This is a genomic window from Streptomyces sp. BK340 (assembly GCF_007827595.1).
Taxonomy (GTDB): Bacteria; Actinomycetota; Actinomycetes; order Streptomycetales; family Streptomycetaceae; genus Streptomyces.
In genome coordinates, this window is record NZ_VISR01000008.1 from 197,498 (window position 1) to 215,976 (window position 18,479).

General features: G+C 69.7%; 16 protein-coding genes and 1 pseudogene. 5 read left to right on the forward strand and 12 right to left on the reverse strand.

What is annotated here, in order from left to right; all coding sequences use genetic code 11:
• Positions 1-9 precede the first annotated feature (9 nt).
• From FB157_RS17610 to FB157_RS17620, 3 genes are read right to left on the reverse strand one after another with little or no spacing between them, the layout of a single operon-like run.
• Positions 10-1,629, reverse strand: a complete 1,620-nt coding sequence (locus FB157_RS17610; protein ID WP_145880764.1) for a bifunctional 3-(3-hydroxy-phenyl)propionate/3-hydroxycinnamic acid hydroxylase — start codon at positions 1,627-1,629, stop codon at positions 10-12.
• A complete protein-coding gene (locus FB157_RS17615; RefSeq protein WP_145880766.1) occupies positions 1,626-2,564 on the reverse strand; it encodes a fumarylacetoacetate hydrolase family protein in 939 nt (312 codons plus the stop codon). The genes FB157_RS17610 and FB157_RS17615 overlap by 4 nt, the downstream gene beginning before the upstream one ends.
• Entirely contained in the window at positions 2,561-3,706 is a 1,146-nt protein-coding gene (locus tag FB157_RS17620) for a VOC family protein (protein ID WP_145880768.1), read from the reverse strand. Before FB157_RS17620 ends, FB157_RS17615 begins: the two co-directional genes overlap by 4 nt.
• Positions 3,707-3,843: 137 nt before the next feature.
• Between FB157_RS17620 and FB157_RS17625 the strand changes: the two genes are divergently transcribed.
• The gene (locus tag FB157_RS17625; RefSeq protein ID WP_145880770.1) at positions 3,844-4,479 is read left to right on the forward strand and encodes a TetR/AcrR family transcriptional regulator; all 636 of its coding nucleotides are present in this window, start codon (positions 3,844-3,846) and stop codon (positions 4,477-4,479) included.
• A 443-nt stretch (positions 4,480-4,922) separates the two neighbouring features.
• Here FB157_RS17625 and FB157_RS17630 read toward each other — a convergent pair whose 3' ends face one another.
• From FB157_RS17630 to FB157_RS17645, 4 genes are all read right to left on the reverse strand, one after another.
• Entirely contained in the window at positions 4,923-5,576 is a 654-nt protein-coding gene (locus FB157_RS17630; protein ID WP_261386355.1) for an alpha/beta fold hydrolase, read from the reverse strand.
• A gap of 157 nt (positions 5,577-5,733) precedes the next feature.
• Complete coding sequence (locus FB157_RS17635) at positions 5,734-6,372, reverse strand: TetR/AcrR family transcriptional regulator (RefSeq protein ID WP_145880912.1); 639 nt, start codon at positions 6,370-6,372, stop codon at positions 5,734-5,736.
• A gap of 105 nt (positions 6,373-6,477) precedes the next feature.
• Positions 6,478-7,524 (reverse strand): zinc-binding dehydrogenase, encoded by a 1,047-nt coding sequence (locus tag FB157_RS17640; RefSeq protein WP_145880774.1) that lies wholly within the window; start codon positions 7,522-7,524, stop codon positions 6,478-6,480.
• A 156-nt stretch (positions 7,525-7,680) separates the two neighbouring features.
• Entirely contained in the window at positions 7,681-10,902 is a 3,222-nt protein-coding gene (locus FB157_RS17645; RefSeq protein WP_145880775.1) for a bifunctional cytochrome P450/NADPH--P450 reductase, read from the reverse strand.
• Positions 10,903-11,156: 254 nt separating this feature from the next.
• Here FB157_RS17645 and FB157_RS17650 point away from each other — a divergent pair, with 254 nt between their 5' ends.
• From FB157_RS17650 to FB157_RS48470, 3 genes and pseudogenes are all read left to right on the forward strand, one after another.
• Positions 11,157-11,810: a TetR/AcrR family transcriptional regulator gene (locus FB157_RS17650; RefSeq protein ID WP_261386356.1), complete on the forward strand. Its 654-nt coding sequence runs from the start codon at positions 11,157-11,159 to the stop codon at positions 11,808-11,810.
• Between the two features lie 389 nt (positions 11,811-12,199).
• Positions 12,200-12,289, forward strand: a pseudogene (locus FB157_RS48465) (TetR family transcriptional regulator); the annotation flags it as partial.
• 83 nt (positions 12,290-12,372) lie between these two features.
• Positions 12,373-12,591 carry a hypothetical protein gene (locus FB157_RS48470; RefSeq protein WP_315903821.1) on the forward strand — a complete coding sequence of 73 codons (219 nt, stop codon included), beginning with the start codon at positions 12,373-12,375 and terminating at the stop codon, positions 12,589-12,591.
• 309 nt (positions 12,592-12,900) lie between these two features.
• Here the strand turns inward: FB157_RS48470 and FB157_RS17665 are convergent, their stop codons facing one another.
• From FB157_RS17665 to FB157_RS17685, 5 genes are all read right to left on the reverse strand, one after another.
• Positions 12,901-13,287 carry an ATP-binding protein gene (locus tag FB157_RS17665; RefSeq protein WP_145880779.1) on the reverse strand — a complete coding sequence of 129 codons (387 nt, stop codon included), beginning with the start codon at positions 13,285-13,287 and terminating at the stop codon, positions 12,901-12,903.
• A gap of 9 nt (positions 13,288-13,296) precedes the next feature.
• Positions 13,297-13,722, reverse strand: a complete 426-nt coding sequence (locus tag FB157_RS17670) for an SsgA family sporulation/cell division regulator (RefSeq protein ID WP_261386357.1) — start codon at positions 13,720-13,722, stop codon at positions 13,297-13,299.
• 176 nt (positions 13,723-13,898) lie between these two features.
• Positions 13,899-14,228, reverse strand: a complete 330-nt coding sequence (locus FB157_RS17675; protein WP_186581554.1) for an NIPSNAP family protein — start codon at positions 14,226-14,228, stop codon at positions 13,899-13,901.
• 40 nt (positions 14,229-14,268) lie between these two features.
• A complete protein-coding gene (locus FB157_RS17680; RefSeq protein WP_145880783.1) occupies positions 14,269-14,691 on the reverse strand; it encodes an SsgA family sporulation/cell division regulator in 423 nt (140 codons plus the stop codon).
• A 243-nt stretch (positions 14,692-14,934) separates the two neighbouring features.
• On the reverse strand, positions 14,935-15,348 hold the full coding sequence (locus FB157_RS17685; protein WP_145880785.1) for a hypothetical protein: 414 nt from the start codon (positions 15,346-15,348) through the stop codon (positions 14,935-14,937).
• A gap of 641 nt (positions 15,349-15,989) precedes the next feature.
• Between FB157_RS17685 and FB157_RS17695 the strand changes: the two genes are divergently transcribed.
• The gene (locus FB157_RS17695) at positions 15,990-18,452 is read left to right on the forward strand and encodes a SpoIIE family protein phosphatase (RefSeq protein ID WP_145880787.1); all 2,463 of its coding nucleotides are present in this window, start codon (positions 15,990-15,992) and stop codon (positions 18,450-18,452) included.
• The last annotated feature ends 27 nt before the right edge of the window (positions 18,453-18,479 follow it).

The following is an 18,479-nucleotide window of genomic DNA, read 5'->3' on the forward strand; positions in this document are numbered from 1 at the left end:
TGTTCCTCGTCAGGGTGCGGGCCGGGCTTCGGCGGGGCGGCGGGCCGTGTGGAGCAGGGGAGCCCAGGCGGCGGCGTCGGTGAAGTCGCCGGCGCCGGCCGGGACGGTGTCCATCACGACGCGGTCGGGGCGCAGCAGGACGGCGTCCGCCCGGCCGCGTGCCAGCCAGGAGGCCAGGGTTCCCTCGTCGTCCAGGTCGTCGACGTGGATGGTCGGGGCGCCCAGTGCCGTGGTCACTGCCGTCATCTGCGCCGTGGGTGGCACGGCGGTCAGGACGGCGAAGGAGTCCCCGAGGACGTCATCGAGGCGCACTCGCCTGCCGTCGTGCCGTGCCCAGGGCTGCGGGCAGAAGGTGCCGGCCAGTACGCGGCCGGCCAGCCTGGGGCGGCGCCGTACCAGCGGGCCGGCGGCCAGGGCGGGGCTGAGGTCACGGCTCACCGCCGAGGTCACGCCGGGGATGCGACAGACCGTGCCCACGACGGCCCGGCGGAACGCCGCACCGCGGTCCTGTCCGCCGGTCATGGCCCAGCCGACGGCGACCGCCACGCGGATCACATGGCGGGCGTGCGGCTTGCGCTCGCGTTCGTAGGTGTCCAGCAGTTCCTCGGGTGCGCCCTGTCGGAGGACGCGGGCGAGTTTCCAGGTGAGGTTGTTGGCGTCGCGCAAGCCCGTGCACAGACCCTGTCCGACGAAGGGCGGGGTCAGGTGGGCGGCGTCGCCCAGCAGGAAGACACGCCCCCTGCGCCACCGGTCGGCGAGACGGGCCTGGAAGGTGTACTGCGCCTGCCGTACCACCTCGAAGTCGTCGCTCTGCGAGGCCGGCAGGTCCACCCAGGGGGCGACCAGCTCGCGCAGGCGCTCCCATCCGTCCGGGCCGTCCAGGTTCTGGTCGTCGGCCAGCCGGAACTCCCAGCGGTAGCGGTCCTCGCTGATGCGCATGAAGGTGGCCGGCCGGGTGGGGCAGCAGATCTGCTCGGCGCCTTCCCAGGTCCGCACCGGGCGGCTGGTGCGCACGTCGATGACCCGCCAGCTCTCCTGGAAGTGCAGGTCCTCCCAGTCGGTGCCGATGGCGTCACGGGTGAGGCTGCCCGCACCGTCGCAGCCGAGGACGGCATCGGCCCACAGGTGCTCCTCCTCGTCACTGCCGCCGCGCCGGAAGGTGACCCGGACCGGACCCGTCGGATCGTCGGGTGCGTCGGTGTTCTGCGTGTCGGACTCGGTGACGGACACGACCTCCACCCCGCTCCACAGCTCGCACTCCGGGCGGCGCGCCAAGGCGTCACGCAGCAGGGCTTCCAGTTCGGGCTGGTTGAACATGCTCAGCTGCGGGAATCCGTGGAGTCCGTGCAGGGACCGCGAGAACTCGCTGATCACGCGGCGCCGGGCATCCAACAACCGCAGCCCGGGCGCCGGCCGGGCGATGGCGGCGAACTCCTCGTGGACGCCGACGCTCTGCAGGATCCTGCGGACCTCGTCGTCCACGACGACAGCACGCGGCAGGGGGTAGATGTCCCGGTGGCGTTCGAGGATCAAGCTGGGCACTCCGTGCCGGGCGAGCAGGAGCGCAGCCGCGACCCCGACGGGTCCCCCACCGATGATCACCACCGGTCTCCGGGCCTCGGCGCTCACCTCGCGTCCGCCACGGCGGTCCGCTGCTCGCCCAGGTCGATCCGCCCGTCCGGGGTGGCGATCGTGGCGGTGACGAGGTCACCCTCGCGCAGGTACAGGGGGTTCTTGGCCTGGCCGTTGAAGAACGCCTTCCACTTCAGCGCGGGCGGCAGCAGCGCGGCGATCTTCTCGACCGGCTTGGGCGGGGCCTTCAGGGCGGTGCCGCCGGGAGTGCCGGTCAGGAGCAGATCGCCTGGGTCGAGGGTCTGGAAACGGGCGAGCAGGGTGAGCGCCTGGGCGGGCCGTACGATCATGTCGGCCAGCGTGCGGTCCTGACGCGGCACGCCGTTGACGTTCAGCCGCAGCCGCAGGTTCAGCAGATGGGCGAAGTCATCGGGCTCCAGCAGGGCCAGGTACGGCCCCGTAGGTGTGAAGGTCGGGTAGGACTTGCTCTCGTAGAACTGGGTCTTGGTCAGCTGGACGTCGCGGGCGCTGACGTCATTGGTAAGAACGAGCCCGGCGATGTAGTGCGGCAGCTCGCCCTCCTCGACGACGGTGCCCACGGGCAGGGGGGCGCCCATGACAAGTCCGAGTTCCACCTCGTAGTCGAGGAACTTCACGTGCGCGGGGCGGACGATCGTGTCGTGGGGCCCGCTGAGCGAGCCGGACGCCTTGCGGAAGAAGGTGGGCGGGATGTCGCCGGTGAAGCCGGAATCCTTGGCGTGGCTGCGGTAGTTGACCATCTGGGCGACCACGCGGCAGGGGGTGGTGACCGGGGGCAGCGCTACCAGGTCGGCGACGGGTGTGCCGCTGTCGTCGGAGGCGGCGGCTTCGCTGACCGCGGCCCGGTCGGCGATCAGCTCGGCGGTGGTGACGGCCTTGGTCTCGATGCGGACGGCGCGCTCGGCCCGGACGGCCCACCAGCCGTCGGGGGTGCGCAGAACGTTGGTGCTCATGAGCTCATCGCTTTCATCAGGCCCAGCAGGCGTGCGGGGTCGAGTTCGTTGTCGTCGCGCAGGGCCGTCATGACCTCGCGGAGCTTGGCGGGGGAGGGGCTGGCGCCCAGGAAGTCGCGGGTGACGGGCGGGCCCCACTGGGCCAGGCCGCTCGCCGACATCGGTGCCCATCCGGGTTCGAGGTCGCAGGAGAACAGGTCGCCGTCGGCGAAGTGCTCCAGCATGAAGCGGTCGGGGTCGCGCCAGTAGTCGAACAGCTGGCTGCCCTGGATATGCCGGCCGATGCCCCAGCTGCGCTTGTAGCCGCGTTCGGCCAGGTACTCCCCGCCGGCGGCGATCGAGTCGAGATCGGTGACCTGGTAGGCCGAGTGGACGTAGCCGGTACCGGGCCCCAGGTGCAGGGCCAGCGTGTGGTGGTCCACGGGCAGGCTGCCCTGGTCGCAGCGGATGAACGCCATCGTCGGCCCGCGCCCGCGCTGGCCGTCCAGGAACAGGAAGTCGGACACGATCATCCCGAGGGTGTCCAGATACCAGTCCAGGGTCCGGGCGAACACCCGTGTCTCCAGCACCACGTGCCCGAGGCGCTGTATACGCGACGGCTCGCGGGGCGGCCGCTGGGTGGCGTTCGTACGGCGGTGCCCGGTACCGGTGTTGAGGATCAGCGGCTGCTGCTCGGGCAGCGCGGGCAACTGCTCGGCGCAGTGCACGACCCGGACCGGGAAGCCGGAGGGATCGAGCAGGGTGACCGACTGTCCGCCGCCGGGTACGTCGATGTCCCGGACGGTATTGCCGGTGGCTGCGGCCAGCCGGTCGAGATCGGCGCGCTCCGCCGCGCGGAACGCCGGCCCGACGAAGCGGGACGCCTGCCCACGGCGGATGACCATGCACGGGGAGCCCGCGAAGGTGCCGCGCAGCCACAGTTCCCGCTCGGTGCGGGCGGCGATGGCGAACCCGAAGTCGCGGGCGAACACCTCGGCCCGGTCCAGGTCCGGCTTCTCGAACTCCAGCCAGGCCAGGTCGGCCACCTTGATGACGGGGTTTCTCGCTCGTCCGGGGTGTTCACCGCGTAGGGCGCCCAGCTCGCTGTGGAGATCTTGGTGGGGCGTCTGCAGATCGGCCCTGTTAACGGGGGTGTGGGACATGGTGCCCTCCAAGCAACACTGCCGTAATGAGGAAATCATCAACTTTGCCGTAGCCCATCGTCAATAGAGCAGGCCCAAAGAATTGAGGTAATCATCAGTCATGGGGGTGTCGTCGGCATGGTTGTTACACTCGTCGTATGCCGACGTCAGCCCCGCCCCGCAACCGCTTCGAACGGCGCCGCGCCGAGACCCGTCAGGCACTCATCCGTGCGGCGCGGCAGATCCTCGCGGAGACCGGGGACACCAGCGCCAGCATCCAGGCCATCGCCGAGCGCGCGGACGTCGGTTTCGGCTCCTTCTACAACCACTTCGACTCCAAGACGGCACTGTTCGACGCCGCCGTGACGGACGCCCTGGAGGAGTTCGGTCAGGTCATCGACGAGCATGTGGAAGGCATCGACGACCCCGCCGAGCTCGTCGCTGCGGGTTTCCGCCTCACCGCACGGATGGCGGACTCGCACCCCGAACTCATGCGGATCCTGCGCGACCGCGGCCTGGCCCACATCCACTCCGATCGCGGCCTGTCGCCACGAGCGCTTCGTGACCTGGAACGCGGCATCGCCTCGGGACGCTTCACCGGCACCGATCCGACCACGGCCCTGTCCGCTCTCGGCGGGACCCTGCTGTCCCTGGTGGCGCTGAGGCTGGCCCGCCCCGACCTCGACGGCGGCGAGGCCGCCTCCGACCTCGCCGCGATGGTCCTGCGCATGCTGGGCCTCTCCTCGGAGGACGCCCGTGAGGTCACCCGGCGCCCGCTGCCGGGCCTCGACTGAGGAGCCGGTGGGAGTCTGCGCCGCCGGCCAAGGCGCGGTGGGCCTCGTACGACGGCACCGTCGCCCTGCAAGCCGGGCCACAGCGAGACACGATGCGGTGGACACCGGTTGCACGGGGCGGCGGCCCCTGCCTGCGGACCGGATCACCTCCGGTGGCACCCGCCCGGATCCACGCTGCTGTCGCCAGTCGGATCCGTTGCGAGATCGGCCAAGGGCCCGCGGCGGTCGCCATGATCATCGACCTCTCAGTCGGAGCGCCCGCCTCGCTCGGCGGTATGCACGGCGGTGCGGTGGCCCTCCCGTGTGCTTCTGGCGGCACTGGCGCCAGGCCGCCAGAGGCACAGCCCACGGGCGTGCTTGTCGGGGCGCGCCAGTCACCCCCGTGAGCTGGTCCACTGCTCCTCGAGGGCCGCGGCGACCTCGGCCGGTTTCTGGATCGGCGTTCAGTGGCTGCTGTCGAGCCTCAGGAAACGGGTGGCGCGAACGGAAGCGGCCATCTTCTCGCCGAACTCGATGGGGCAGACTGGGTCGAGCGCCCCCCAGAACACCAGGGACGGTCCGGCCAGGTTCGCCAGATCCGGTTCCCACTCCGCACCGACCGTCAAGGCGGAACGGTATAGCTTGAGAATGCTGTCGCGCATGGTCTCGTCCACGCGGCCGGCTGTCTGTTCGGCCAGCTCAGCCGGGATCTGGAGATTGTCGGTCAGGTCCTTGGCGAACGCGGCGGCGTCGTACTCCTTGGCCCAGCGGTCGCCCGCGACGTGGTCCTGCCACAGCTTGGCCAGCGGATGCCAGTCGTACTCGGCGCTGACAGGACCGTTGCTGCCGGCCCACGTGCGGATCAGGTCCGGCCGTACGGAAGCCACGCGTGCGGTGAGGAGGCAGCCCCAGTCATGGCCGACCAGGTCGACTGGCTCACCGATTCCTTCCAACCGCTCGATGAGCCAGGAGACGTATTCCTCCTTCGTGCAGGTGAAGCCCTCGGGCCGCGGCGAACCGAAACCGGGCAGGTCCCAAGCCAGGAGGGGGAATGGGGACGCCGAGGGCGGCGTCGGGTCACCGAGGCGTAACGCTTGAGGACCATTGGCCTGTGCCAAGAACCGTCCCCTCCGGGCCGGCTGACCGCGCAGGTGGATGGTGAACTGGCCGCAGCGTATGAGTCCGGGGCAGGAGAGTGGACCCTTGGAGTCACCGGCTCCACGCCTGCCCGAGGGGGGTGGCCCCGGTGGCCAGGCGGCGTTCCGGGAGTCGCCCTTACTCGCGCAACACGGCTCGAACCCGGCGCGATGCGATGTGTGGTGCTACTCCGGCGGCGACGAGGCACGCGGTCGCCGCTTCCTCACCCGCAGGGTCCGCCCAGGCGGAGGTGGTGTTCTCCTCGGCGAGGGCCAGCATCAGGGCTTCCAGCGCCTGAGCGAGGATGGGCGCGGGGACGTGGTGCGCGAACACGCCTTCGTCCTGGCCACGTCGTATGGCCGCCACGGCCTCTTCGCGAGCGGGTGCCAGAGTGGCGCGGATCGTCTCCTCTCCCAGATGGTGTCGCCCCAGGGAGGTGAGCATGCGGTACTGGTCGCCCACCGCCCATGCCGCAAGGGCCATCCGCGTCATCGTCTCCAGCGGGTCGGCATCTGGGACACGGGTCGCAGCGAACGCCTGTCGCAGTGCCCGAGCTGCTTCCTGCGTCAACTCGGCGATCAGCGCTTGACGGTTGGAGAAGTGACCGTAGAAGGTGCGTCGTGCGACGCCGGCCGCCAGGGTGATGCTGTCGAGACTTGCGTCGGGGTCGTCCCGCAGTTTCTGCCGAGCAGCGGCGAGGATGCGTCGGCGGTTCGAGCGAGCGTCGCTGCGCTGCGGAGTGCGGCGCCGGGCGTCGGTCGTGTGCCATGGCTCCATCTCCACGGGTTCTGGCTGCGGGAAAGCCGTGGGCGCCGGTGCACCCTCACACACCGGCGCCCACTCACCCCTGCCCAGGGTGGCTTGTCGTCCTGCTGACGGGCGTCAGGGGACGAGGATGAGGCGGATCGGGTCGCCGATCTTGTTCTCCAGTCGGTGGACGGCGTCGGCGGCCTCGACGAGCGGGATGTGGTCGGTGATGGAGGGGGCCAGGTCAAGGCGGCCGGCCGCGGTCAGCTGTACCAGCTCGGAGACGGACTCGGGGAAGCCGCCGTAGTGGCCGCGCACCTGCTTCTGCAGGTAGTTGAAGGTCAGGCCCTCGGTGATGGTCAGTGGCCGGGGTGTGATGCCGACCAGGATGAGGGAGCCGCCCAGGCCGAGTACGGAGGCGGCCTGGTCGCGGACGGCGGGTACGCCGGCGCAGTCGAAGGCGAAGTCGAGGCCGCGTCCGCCGGTGGCCGCGCGGACCTGGTCGGCGAAGTCGGGGGCTGCCGGGTCGAGCGCGAAGTCCGCGCCGAAGGCCAGGGCGCGCTCGCGGGCGCTGGGCAGCGGGTCGACGGCGATGATCGGGGCGGCGCCGACCAGGCGGGCGAGGCGTACGTTGTGCGCGCCGACTCCGCCGACTCCCCAGACGCCGACGGACTGGGCGGCACGGACGCCCGCGGTGGCGACGACGGCGGCGTAGGGGGTGGAGACCGCGTCAGGGATGATCGCGGCCTGGTCGAAGGGGAGGCTGTCGGGGATGGGGATGAGGGTGTCCTCGCGGGCGATCACGTACTCGGCCCAGCCGCCGTCGTAGTCGATGCCGGCGGTGAGCATCTGGGTGCAGGGGCGGTGGCGCACGCAGCCGGCGCACCGGCCGCAGGTCTTGCCGGCCTCCAGGGTGACGCGGGTGCCGGGGGTCAGGCCGCGCTTGAGGTCGGGGCCGAGCGTGTGGATGACACCGGAGACCTCGTGGCCGACGGTGACCGTGTCGGAGGTGGCGAACAGCGGGACGAGGGAGCCGTCGATCAGGTGGACGTCGGAGAGGCAGACGCCGGCGGCCTTGACCTCGATGAGGACCTCGCCCGGGCCCGGCACGGGGATCGGGACCTCTTCCACGGCGAACTTCTTGCTGTCCAGGTGGAAGCGTCCGGCGAGCATGGTGTCCATGGATCTGCTTTCTGTGAGTGGCACCGCCCGCGGTTCGGGACACGGGTGCCGTGTGATGTCTGGATGGCTTGTGGTGGCCGGGAGGCGTGCGGAGTGGCAGGACGGGGCCGCACGCCTCCCGGCGTCGGGGGCAGAACGCCTTGCGGCGTGCGACGGTCAGGCGAAGACGTCCTGCTGGTAGCGCTCGTCCGCTTCGAGCTGGGCGAGCCACTGCTGGGCGGCTTCGTCGTTGCAACCGGTCCGCTGGCGGTGGATGGCGGCCAGTGCCTCGCGGACGGCGGGGGCCATGCGGCGGCCGTCACCGCAGACGTAGACGTACGCGCCGTCCGCGATGGCCTGCCACACCGTGTCGGCGGCATGGGCGATGGCGTTCTGCACGAACCGGGCCGGGTGGCCGGTCACCGCCGAGTAGGCGGTGTGCACCTGGGCGATGCCGGCCTGCTCCCAGTCCTGCATCTCCTGGCGGTAGAAGTAGTCGTGCTCCGGGTGGCGGCAGCCGACGAACACCTGCGACACGCCCACCTGGGTGCCGTTGGCGTGCTGTGTCGCCCGCTCCTCCAGGAAGCCGCGCAGCGGCGCGATGCCGGTGCCGGGGCCGATGAGGATCAGCGGGGTGGCGGGGTCGGCGGGCGGGGCGAACGTCGGGGAGGGCACGCGGACGTAGCCGTAGACGACGTCTCCGGGTTCGAGGCCGGCGATGTAGGCGGAGCAGGTGCCGCGGTACTGGCCGTCGCCGGACAGGGCCGGGCCTTCCAGCAGGCCGACGGTCAGGCGCACGTGGCGCGGGTTGGCGGACGGGGCGGAGGAGATGGAGTAGAAGCGGGGACGGATGGGGCCCGTCATCTCCAGGAAGACCGCCAGCGGCAGCTCGACGGCCGGGAAGCGCTCCAGCAGGCCCAGGACGGAGATGCGCTTGCCGAGGATCTCCTTCTGGTAGCGCTCCTCGGCCTCCTGGGTGTCGGCGGTGTACGCCTGGAGCTGCGGCCGGGTCCACGGGCACTCGGTGTACTCGGCGAGCGTCTGGATCTGGGACCGGGTGGCCACGTCCTGCAGCTCCAGGAACTCGGTGAGCAGGATGCCGGCGGTGACCGGGGTGCCGACCGGCAGGTGGGTGCGGCCACCGGCCGGCTGGTCGAGCCGGAGCACCTGGTCGTAGTCGACGCCGAGCCGCCTCAGTGCGCGCTCCACCAGGGCGAGTTCGTTCTTGGCGAAGACGGCCAGGTGGTTGCCGGTGTCGTAGCTGACGCCCTCGGGCAGCTCGAAGGTGATGGACTTCGCGGACGGGCGCGGCGGCTCGATGCTGAAGTCCCACAGGCCGGTCGCGTCGGCCACGAGTTCGTCGTTGGTCACCACGGTGAGCGGGTACGCCTGCTCGGAGACGATGGCGGGGCGCACGTCGGACTCGGTGAGCAGCTGGACCTGGTAGCGGGGGCCGCTCGCCTGGGAGGTGTCGGCGGCGTACTCCTCGGCCAGAGTGGCCCACAGGGTGTTCATCCACCGCGTGGCCATGCCGTCGAAGTCACCGGCGGCGTCCGCGATGCCGCGCTCGATGACCGGGGTGGCGTCGGCGGCCAGCAGGCCCTCCTCGATCCGCTTGGGGAATGCCTGGTAGGTGGCCACCCACTGGGTGTTGCCGGCACCCAGCAGCGCGAACCGCACGTTCGCCAGCGAGCCCTCGGGCAGCCCGGCGGCGAGCAGGTCGTCGAAGCGCTGGGCGTTGTCGGGAGCCTTGCCGTTGTAACTGGCGGCCACGACCACGAGCAGGCCCTCGGTGGGCAGATTGTCGCCGAGCTCGTCCAGGCTCATCAGTGTGGTGCCGAAGCCGGAGCGCTCGCCGCGGTCGGCGATGGTGCGCGCCAGGTCCTCGCACGAACCCAGGCTGGAGCCGTAGGCGACGGTCAGGTTCACACCGACACCGCTGACCGCTGCCTGCGCCTGCGTGTCGCCGGTCTGCACGTCCGCGGCGCCGAAGACGGTCCGCTCGTGCTCCTGACGACGGCGGACGATCAGCTCGAAGTTGCCGGGCTTGCGCGTCAGCGCCTCCCGGGGGTCCATCTTGTAGTCACTGGTGTCGGAGAACTTGAACTTCTGCAGCACCAGCGCGAGGGCCAGGCGGGCTTCGGTGAGTGCGAACTGGCGGCCGATGCAGGCACGTATGCCGTTGCCGAACGGCTTGTAGGCGTGCGGGTGGTGCTGGACGCGGTTCTCCGGCAGCCAGCGGTCGATGTCGAACTCGTCCGGCCGCTCCCACGCCTTGGGGTGTGTGTGCAGCGGGCCTTCCAGGATGAGGACCTTCGCACCCTTCTTCAGCTCGTAGTGGCCGCCGATGACGGTGTCCTCCCGCGCCGTCTTGCCGAACGACGGGATGGGAGCCCACAGGCGCAGGGTCTCGTCCAGGATCCGCGGGATGACGTCCAGCTGCATGATCGTGTCGTAGTCCGGGACCGTGTCACCTGGCATCAGCCGGTCCACCTCGGCGTACGCCTGGGCCAGCACGTGCGGGTTGCGCATCAGCGAGTACGTGGCGAAGGACAGCAGGCCGCTGGTGGTCTCGTGGCCGGCGATCAGGAACGTCAGCACCTGGTCGCGGACGTTGTCGTCGTACAGCCGCTTGCCGGTCTCCGGGTCGGTGGCCTCCAGCATCAGGCCCAGCAGGTCCTCCTCACCGCCGCCCTTCCCCTCGCGGCGCTCCTTGATCACGTTCTCGACGAGCTCCTGCATCAGCTGGACGTTCTCGCCGTACTTCTTGGCATCGGCCTTGCGGAGCTTGGTCATCATCGGCAGCTCCTGCGAGCGCCGCAGCGACTCCACCAGCGCGCCCAGCAGCGCGTTGAGGAAGGGGTGCAGCTCCTCCTTCTCGAAGGAGTCGAACCGGTAGCCGAACCCCGACAGGGCGATCGTGTCCAGCGTCAGCCGGGTGTAGTCGTCGGTGATGTTGACCGACTGCCCCTCCTTGCGCTCCCACTTGCCCGCCAGGTTCTGGGCGATCTCCAGCATCTGCCCGAAGTACGCCTTCATGGCCCGCTGGCTGAACGCAGGCAGGAGGATCCGGTGCGCCATGCCCCATTCCTCCTCGTGCTGGTGGGCCGTGAACAGGCCCGCCCCCGCGAAGTCCCGGACATGCTGCAGCGGCGTCTTCTCGATCTGCTTGAAGAACCGCGTCTCGTCGGAGACCTCGGCCACCAGGTCCGGGTCGTAGACGAAGATCTGCTCGACACCGGCGATGTCCAAGCCGTAGAGGCCCTCGGGGAACTGCTTGGACAGCTCGGCGAAGTACTCGACCGGGTTGGTGCCGGGGATCTGCGGCGTGTTGCCGAGCAGGGGGATCCCGCGCGGGGACCGGATGGGGCGAAGGTCGTTCGCGGAATGCGTGGTCATGTCTTGCTCCTCTGCGCGGAGGGGGTGGAGGGGGATGGGCAAGGGCGCGCTGCGTAGGTCGATGCCGTGGCGCCGTACGGAAGCATACGTCGTATGGAATTGAAACCATACGCGGTACGGAAAGTGGAGTGCAACCCCGGGAGCCCAGGTGGGGCTGTGGTGAAGCTCATTTCCATACTCCGTACGGAACTGATACCGTACGGGGTATGGAAAAGAAGGTGAGACGTCCCCCGCGGGGGACGAGGAAGAGAGACGTGCCTCTGACCGAGGCCGGGATCTACGCCGCCGCCCTGCGGCTGATCGGCGAGGACGGTGTCGAGGCGCTCACCATGCGCAAACTCGCCACCGCGCTCGACGCGAATCCGATGTCGCTGTACCACCACGTGCCGAACAAGGAAGCGGTGCTGCGCGGCGTGACGAGAATGGTCGGAGCGCAGTTCCGCACCGTGACGCTGGAGGACGCTCCCTGGCAGGAGCGGATCCGGCTGCTCGCCATGGACTTCCGGGCCCTGGCGCACCGTCACCCCAAGCTGCTGGCGTACTCCTTCAGCCACCAGCCGGACTTCATCCAGCCCGACGACCCGTTCTGGACCGCTCTCACCGCCATCGTGGCCGCTGCCGGGGTACCGCAGTCAGAGGTCTCGAAGATCGCCGCCCTCATGGCCGCCGTCGTCATCGGTGTCCTCACCGCAGAACTCAACGGCGCACTCCACCAGTGGTCGACCCTCAAGCCCCACGGCCCTGAAGCCGACGAAGACGGGGCCACGGACGCACACCCTGGCTCTACGGGTGCGGCCCCCGAAGGCCCTGACCAGGACCACATGCTCCACCTCGCGATGGACACGCTGATCACGGGCCTGGAAAGCCGCCTCACCGCCGGTCGTGACGGCCGGCACGCCGGCCATTGAGCCAGTCAGCCTGAGACGCTGCGCCCCAGGCACTGGCGGCTGAGGCGCGCCCGCAGTCGGGCGATATCAGGCTGCGACACAGGCCACCGCGTTGCTCACGGAAGGTGGGCTGGAGGCCGTGACACATCAAACGGTTGCGACTCGTGCTGGCGTCGGCAGGGCAACCGTCTACCGGCACTGGCCGATCCTTCTCGACCTCCGCCCGGCCGCGCTGGAGGCCGGCATGCCCCCTCTCCCTCCGGTACCCGAGGAGCTTCGGGCCTCTTCGGGCAACGATCCGCGAGCGGAGCTCATTTACCGTCTGAACGTGCTCGCCGAGCGTTGGGACGACGAGCAAGCGGGGGGCCGTCCTTGCCGCGGCCCTCGGGGGCTCACGGCACGACGAAGGTATGCGCCGCCTCCGGGAGTCACTGCTGAACCAGATCGCCGACGCCCTGCGTCCCGCGGTTACCGCAGCCGTCGAGCGCGGCCAGCTCCGGCCCGACGTCACCCCCGAGACATTCGCCATGGCCACCGCCGGGCCGCTGTTCTTCGAGCGCTTCTCGGCCGACTCCGGTACGACATGGCCGGCACGCCATTCCCGCGCCAGGTCCCGGCCTTCGACGCGGCCTTCGGCACCGAGCGTCTCCTCTATGGCAGCGACTACTGGTGGACGCCCATTGACGCGGTGCTCTCTCAGGTCACCTCTATCGACTCCGCGGTGCAGCCGTCCGCCACCCTCACCTGGCGGGACCTCACCACCCGCAATGCCCGCAGCTTGTTCGACACCGACGCACGGTGACCGCCCGACCTGAAGGAACGGTCGTGAGCAAGTGGGTCTGACGACCGCGGTCGTCACTGCAGCACCGCTGTCCGGGTTGCTGGTGCGGCTCTGCCGTCAGCGGGCGGAGCTGCGGCTGATCCGCCACAGCGTTCTGGTCTGCGAGGTCCCCGACTCCAGCGCCCAGCCTCACGGCTCGCTGGGGCTGCCGCCACAGCCGGAGCCGCAAGACGATCTGGTTCGAGCAGTGCATCGAACGTCGTTCCTACTGAGCCCCCGAGCTCGTGGTTGGCGCATCCGCTTACCGCAGAGGTCCGTCCGTCGTTGCGCCTAGAGGGAATCCCATGCCGGGAATGCAGCGGACTCCTTCTCGCTCAGCTCGGCCCAGGCCGTCTTGCCGTGTCGGGCGTGCCGCGTTCTCCAGTGCTCGGCGAACTGAGCGACCAGGAGCAGACCCCGTCCCCCCTCGTCGTAGGTGCGGGCCCGGCGCAGGTGAGGGGTGGCGCTACTCGTGTCGGAGACCTCGCACACGAGAGCACGGTCATGGATCAGGCGCAGCCGTATGGGAGGACGACCGTAGCGGATGGCGTTGGTGACCAGTTCGCTCACGCTGAACTCGGTGGCGAACTCGACCTCCTCCAGGCCCCAGCTGCTTAGCTGTTGAGCGACGTTCGACCGGGCCCGGACACGCGGACGGGGTCGGCGTCCAAGTCTCAACTGAAGGACTCACCCTTCGGCGAGGAAGTGCGCCAGCAAGCGGTCGAAGTCGCTGTGGCCGAGCTCGGCCCCCCGGGGCACGACTGCCTCCGTTTCCTGCAGGAACGCCTTGAATTCCGGCGCTGGGGCCTTGAGCAGGGCCGTACCGGACGGCGGGTTGAGAAGGATGTACAAGTCGCGGCAGCCCTCCTCGCCGGCGGGCCATATGCGAACGTCTCCCTCGCCGGCGGGGCCCTCCAGGCCGTCGATCAGCAAATCGCGCCCAATGATCCATTCCACCGGCTCGTCGCTGTCGACATCGGTGGTGAATGCGGCATGGACCACGTAGGGATCACTTGGCTCGTACCGCAGATTCATGATCATGGGCAAGGTCGTCGCATGCACGCCGACAAGCTTCACAGGTAGCCCCTGGATCACAGTTCTCAATGACTTCATTGGGTCTTACTCCTGGTGCTTCGAGTCATCCGGGGAGGGCCATCGGAAGGGCTGTCGTCGGATTCAAAGGGGCTACACGGAGAACTGGTGGGTCGCCGTCGACGACACCGGAACCACCATCGCAGGGCCGCCGGATACCGGCCCTTCTGGCCGCGCCACCCGCCCCTGGACGATCGTCAGCGCAAGGGAGAGTCCACGGTGGGCGTCAGCAGGGTCTCGTCGAGGCCGACGATCTGGTTGATGTCGAAGCCCTCCATGTCCGCGCGGAATTCAGGACTCGACAGGTATGCCTCCAGCCGCTCCCGCACGTCGTCGGCGTCCTTGTAGGAGACGAGGGCGTACAGCCGGGGAGCGTCACTTCCGGGCGCCGCGGGCACCGTCCAGACGCCGTGGGTGGTGATCCGGTGCTTGGCCATACCAGGAATGTGCTGGGCCCAGATCTTCTCGTAGGCGGTGAGCGCGTCGGAGCTGCGCAGGGTGTAGACGCGAAGCTGGTACTGGGACATGACACTGGTTCCTTTACTTCTGAGCATGGATGGTCGGCGGTCAGCCTTGGGGGAGGAGGTGTGCCAGTTCGGCATCCCAGTCGATGAGTCCGGACTCGGTCCCACGTGGCACCAGAGCCTGGGTGTCCTGAAGGAAGGACGAGATGTCCTGCACGGGGACCTCGAGCAAGGCGGTGCCTGCGGAAGAACCGAGGACGATGTAGATCGACTCGTCACCCCGCCCTGCGGCCGACCAGATCCGGACGTCCGCGTGGCCTGCGGAACCCTCCAGACCGTCAGCCAGAAGATCCCGCCCCAGGACCCATTCGACCGGCTCGTCGCAGTCGACGAAGAAGGCGGCACGGACGACATAGGGATCAGCGGGCTCGTAGCGCAGACGTACGCAGAGGGGCAACGAGTAGACGTGCGAGACGACCAGCTGCACGGCCACCTGCCGTTCTACGACCTTCAAGGACTTCTTCATCGGCTTCCGCTCCCGGGTATGGCTCGGCGGTCTCTCACACCGGCCTGTGGCGAAGAGGCAGCGCGGGCGGAGGCGGTGCAGCAGGGCGCGGGCGCCGGACGGCACCGGCGCACCGCATGAGGAGTGGCGCTGCACTCACTCGGCCGGCGGTCGGGGACGCGGCCCCCGACCGCCAGCGGGATCCCCGCCGCCGGCAGGGACGGGGCCGAGGGGAACTGCTTGCGCACATGGCCGATGCCCGTCTCACCGGTCGTCGCGGCTCAGGTCATGGTGATGCCTGCCTCCGCCGTCGCGCTCGCAGCGGTTCCCGTCGTGGCGGTAGGACCTGTCGGACGTCCAGCCGTGTCCCTCGCCCTCCCAGCGGTAGAAGTGACCATCGCGGTAGTAGAGCCCGCCGCAGTCGTGCCTGGTCGAATCGCTGCCGTGGCGGTCCTGGTGCCAGCCGTGGGCCTCGTCGCAGGAGTAGCCCCGCTCGAGCAGGTAGCCGACACCGTGGTCCCAGCTGTAATCAGCGGCCACGGCCCCGTCGGTCGGGTGCTGGGCGTGCGCGGACGCAAGGGGTGCGGCCGAAGCGGTGCCACCGGCACCGAGAACGGCGGCACCGGCGACCGCGACGGAGGAGACAGTGAGGGCGATGCGCTTCGCGAGCTTGTTCATGATCTTTCCTTCCCGAGGGGGGGTGATCTCCGCCAACGGCGGTTCTGCCAGGCGATGTATGACGCCCGGTGTGGTCCGAGCGAACAGTTCCATACGTCGTATGGAAGCGCGCTTTCATTATTACCATACGTCGTACGGAAATGTCGAGGTGGCGAAGGTGACCGTTGACCGCCGCCGCCCCGGCCCTCCCCGCCGGGCTGGACGGCGAAGCCGTCAGACTGCCTACTCCCGTGCGGTGCCGCATCAGCCCTCGGGCACCACGGGTATGGGTTCCCCGGCATCGCCCCGGCGCCCGGTCTGCCGAGTGATCGCCGGGGTGGGCCGCCATTCGGTGGGTGGTCTGAGCCTCGGGGAGCCGATCCCACCTGCCGCGCGTGCTCCGCGGAACCCGCTACCCGTCCGTTCACCTGTAAAGCCGTGACCTGGAGCCCCGGCATCTGACTTTTCGATCACCTATGAGGGTCTTGACGCCCAAGCCATTACGTCTGATGATTTCGTCAGTAATGGGGGAATTGCTCTGATATGACCCCATACCGCACCGTGTGCCGCTCACCGGGACATCGCTGTTCACACCGCTGCACACAGGGTCGGCGGGCCACAGGCCGACGCTCCTAATTCCGCACCGATGGGATGGACCGCGCATGACCAACACTGACCACACCCTCCTCGCCGAGCCGGTGAGCCTTCCTGAGGTGCCCGACGCCGCGATTGCGATGATCGATGCCGAGGGCATCGTCGTGGGGTGGACGCACGCCGCTCAGCAGCTCGTCGGTTATGCGGCCGGGGAGGTGGTGGGCCGGTCCGCCGCACACGTGCTGCCGCCTCCCGAGGACGCACCGAGGGCTTCGGCGTTCTCCGAGCGGTGCCGTGCGCGGGGCGGCTGGTCCGGCACCGTCGCGATACGCCACCGCGACGGCCACACGCTCAGGATGACGCTGCGGGTCTCGCTGCTACGGGGACAGGGCGACGACACCCGGTGGCTGGTGTCCGTGACGGACATAGGTTCCCTGTCCTCGGGGGCGACCGGGGGACCGGTGCGGGAGTCGCTCCTTGCCCGAGCCCCGATCGGCATCGTCGTCTATGACGCGCAGCTGCGCTGTGTCTGGGTGAACGACGCCATGGAGCGGCACGACGGCGTGCCTCGTCACCGACGCTTCGGGCGCGATCTGAAAGACTCACTGCCCGCCGTCGAGGCCGAAGCACTCAAGGTCGTGATGCGACAGGTGCTGCAGAGCGGCACGACGACGGTGCACGAGTACCGTGCGTGGCCGCCTGCGGACCGGCCCCGCGAGCACGCGTTCTCCGCCTCCTTCTTCTGCCTCCAGGGCGCGGACGGCACCCCGTTGGGCGTGTGCTCCATGACCGTGGACGTCACCGGAAACAAGCGGGCGCGCGAGCGCCTCGCCATCCTCAGCGAGGCCAGCACGCACATCGGCAGCACCCTCGACGTGATGCAGACCTCCCAGGAACTGGCCGAGCTCACCGTGCCCCTGCTGGCCGACCACGCCGTCGTCGACCTGGTGGAGTCGGTTCCGTTCGGACTCGAGCCCGCCGCACGGATCGGCACGACGAGCGGACGCCGCCCAGTGTTGCGCCGTGCCGGGGTGGCCTCCGTCGACCAGGGTGTCCTGGAGATGCCAGCGGTGCGTGAAGAGGTGATCCACGTCCCCCCGACCTCGTCGTTCGCCGCCGTCCTGCGCACGGGCAGATCTCACCTGGAACCGGTGCTGGACACTCATGCCGGCCCCTGGGTCGACCACGATCCGACGCGTGCGCAGAAGGTACGCGGCAGCGGCGTCCACTCCTTGATGGTCGTACCCATCCGTGCCCGGCGCTGCGTGCTGGGACTGGCGCTGTTCGGCCGTTCCACGGAACAGACGCCGTTCCAGGAGGACGACCTGCTCCTCGCCGAGGAGCTGGTCACCCGGGCCGCGCTCTGTTTGGACAACGCGCTCCAGTACGCGCGCGAGCGCACCGCCGCTCTCACGCTGCAACGCGACCTGCTCCCTCACCGGGTGCAGGGCGGTGCTGCCCTCGAGGTCGCCTCGCGCTATGTGCCCGCCGACATGGACCACGGTGTGGGGGGCGACTGGTTCGATGTGGTCGAGCTGTCCGGCGCACGGGTGGCCCTGGTCGTCGGCGATGTGGTGGGACACGGCATCAACGCCGCGGCGACCATGGGCAGGTTGCGCACCGCCGTGCGCACGCTCGCGGACCTCGACCTGCCCCCGGACGAACTGCTGGCGCACCTCGACGACACGGTCCGGCGACTGAACGACGAGGACACTGACGACACCGACCGGCTTCCCGCGGTTGTCGGTGCCACCTGCCTGTACGCCGTCTACGACCCGGTCACCCGGCGGTGCACGCTGGCACGGGCCGGGCATCCGCCGCCCCTGGTCGTCGACGCGCCGGGCGGAGTCACCGTCCCCGACCTGCCGGCCGGAGCCCCGCTGGGCCTCGGTCTCGGCCTGGTGCCTTTCGAGTCCGTGGAACTGGAACTGCCCGAAGGAAGCGTGCTCGCCCTCTACTCCGACGGCCTGGTGGAGTCCCGCGGCGAGGACATCGACGTCGGCATGCGTCGTCTGGGCGCCGCCCTGGCACAGCCCGGCGCCGACCTGGAGGACCTGTGCTCGCGGGCGATGGAGACCTTGTCGGCGCAGGCACCGGCCGACGACGTCACCCTGCTCCTTGCGCGGACGCGCGCCCTGCCGCCTGCCCAGGTCGCGTCCTGGGATCTGCCGAACGAACTCGTCACCGTCCCGACGGCCCGGCGCCTGGCCGCCCGTCAACTCCGTGAATGGGGCCTGGAGCCACTGGTGACGGCCGTGGAGTCGCTCGTCAGTGAACTGGTCACCAATGCGATCCGCCACGGCGACGGCCCGATCCGCCTACGGCTCATCCAGCACCGGGTGCTTACCTGCGAAGTCTCCGACACCAACACCGGTCGGCCACGCTCCCGCCATCCCGGCAATCTCGACGAGCACGGCCGCGGCCTTCACCTGGTCGGTCGGCTGTCGCGCAGGTGCGGTTCCCGCTCGGTAACAGACGGCAAGGTCGTCTGGGCCGAACAGGACCTGCCATCCCCAACAGACGCCCGCTGAGCGCCGACAGCCGCCACAGGATCCCCA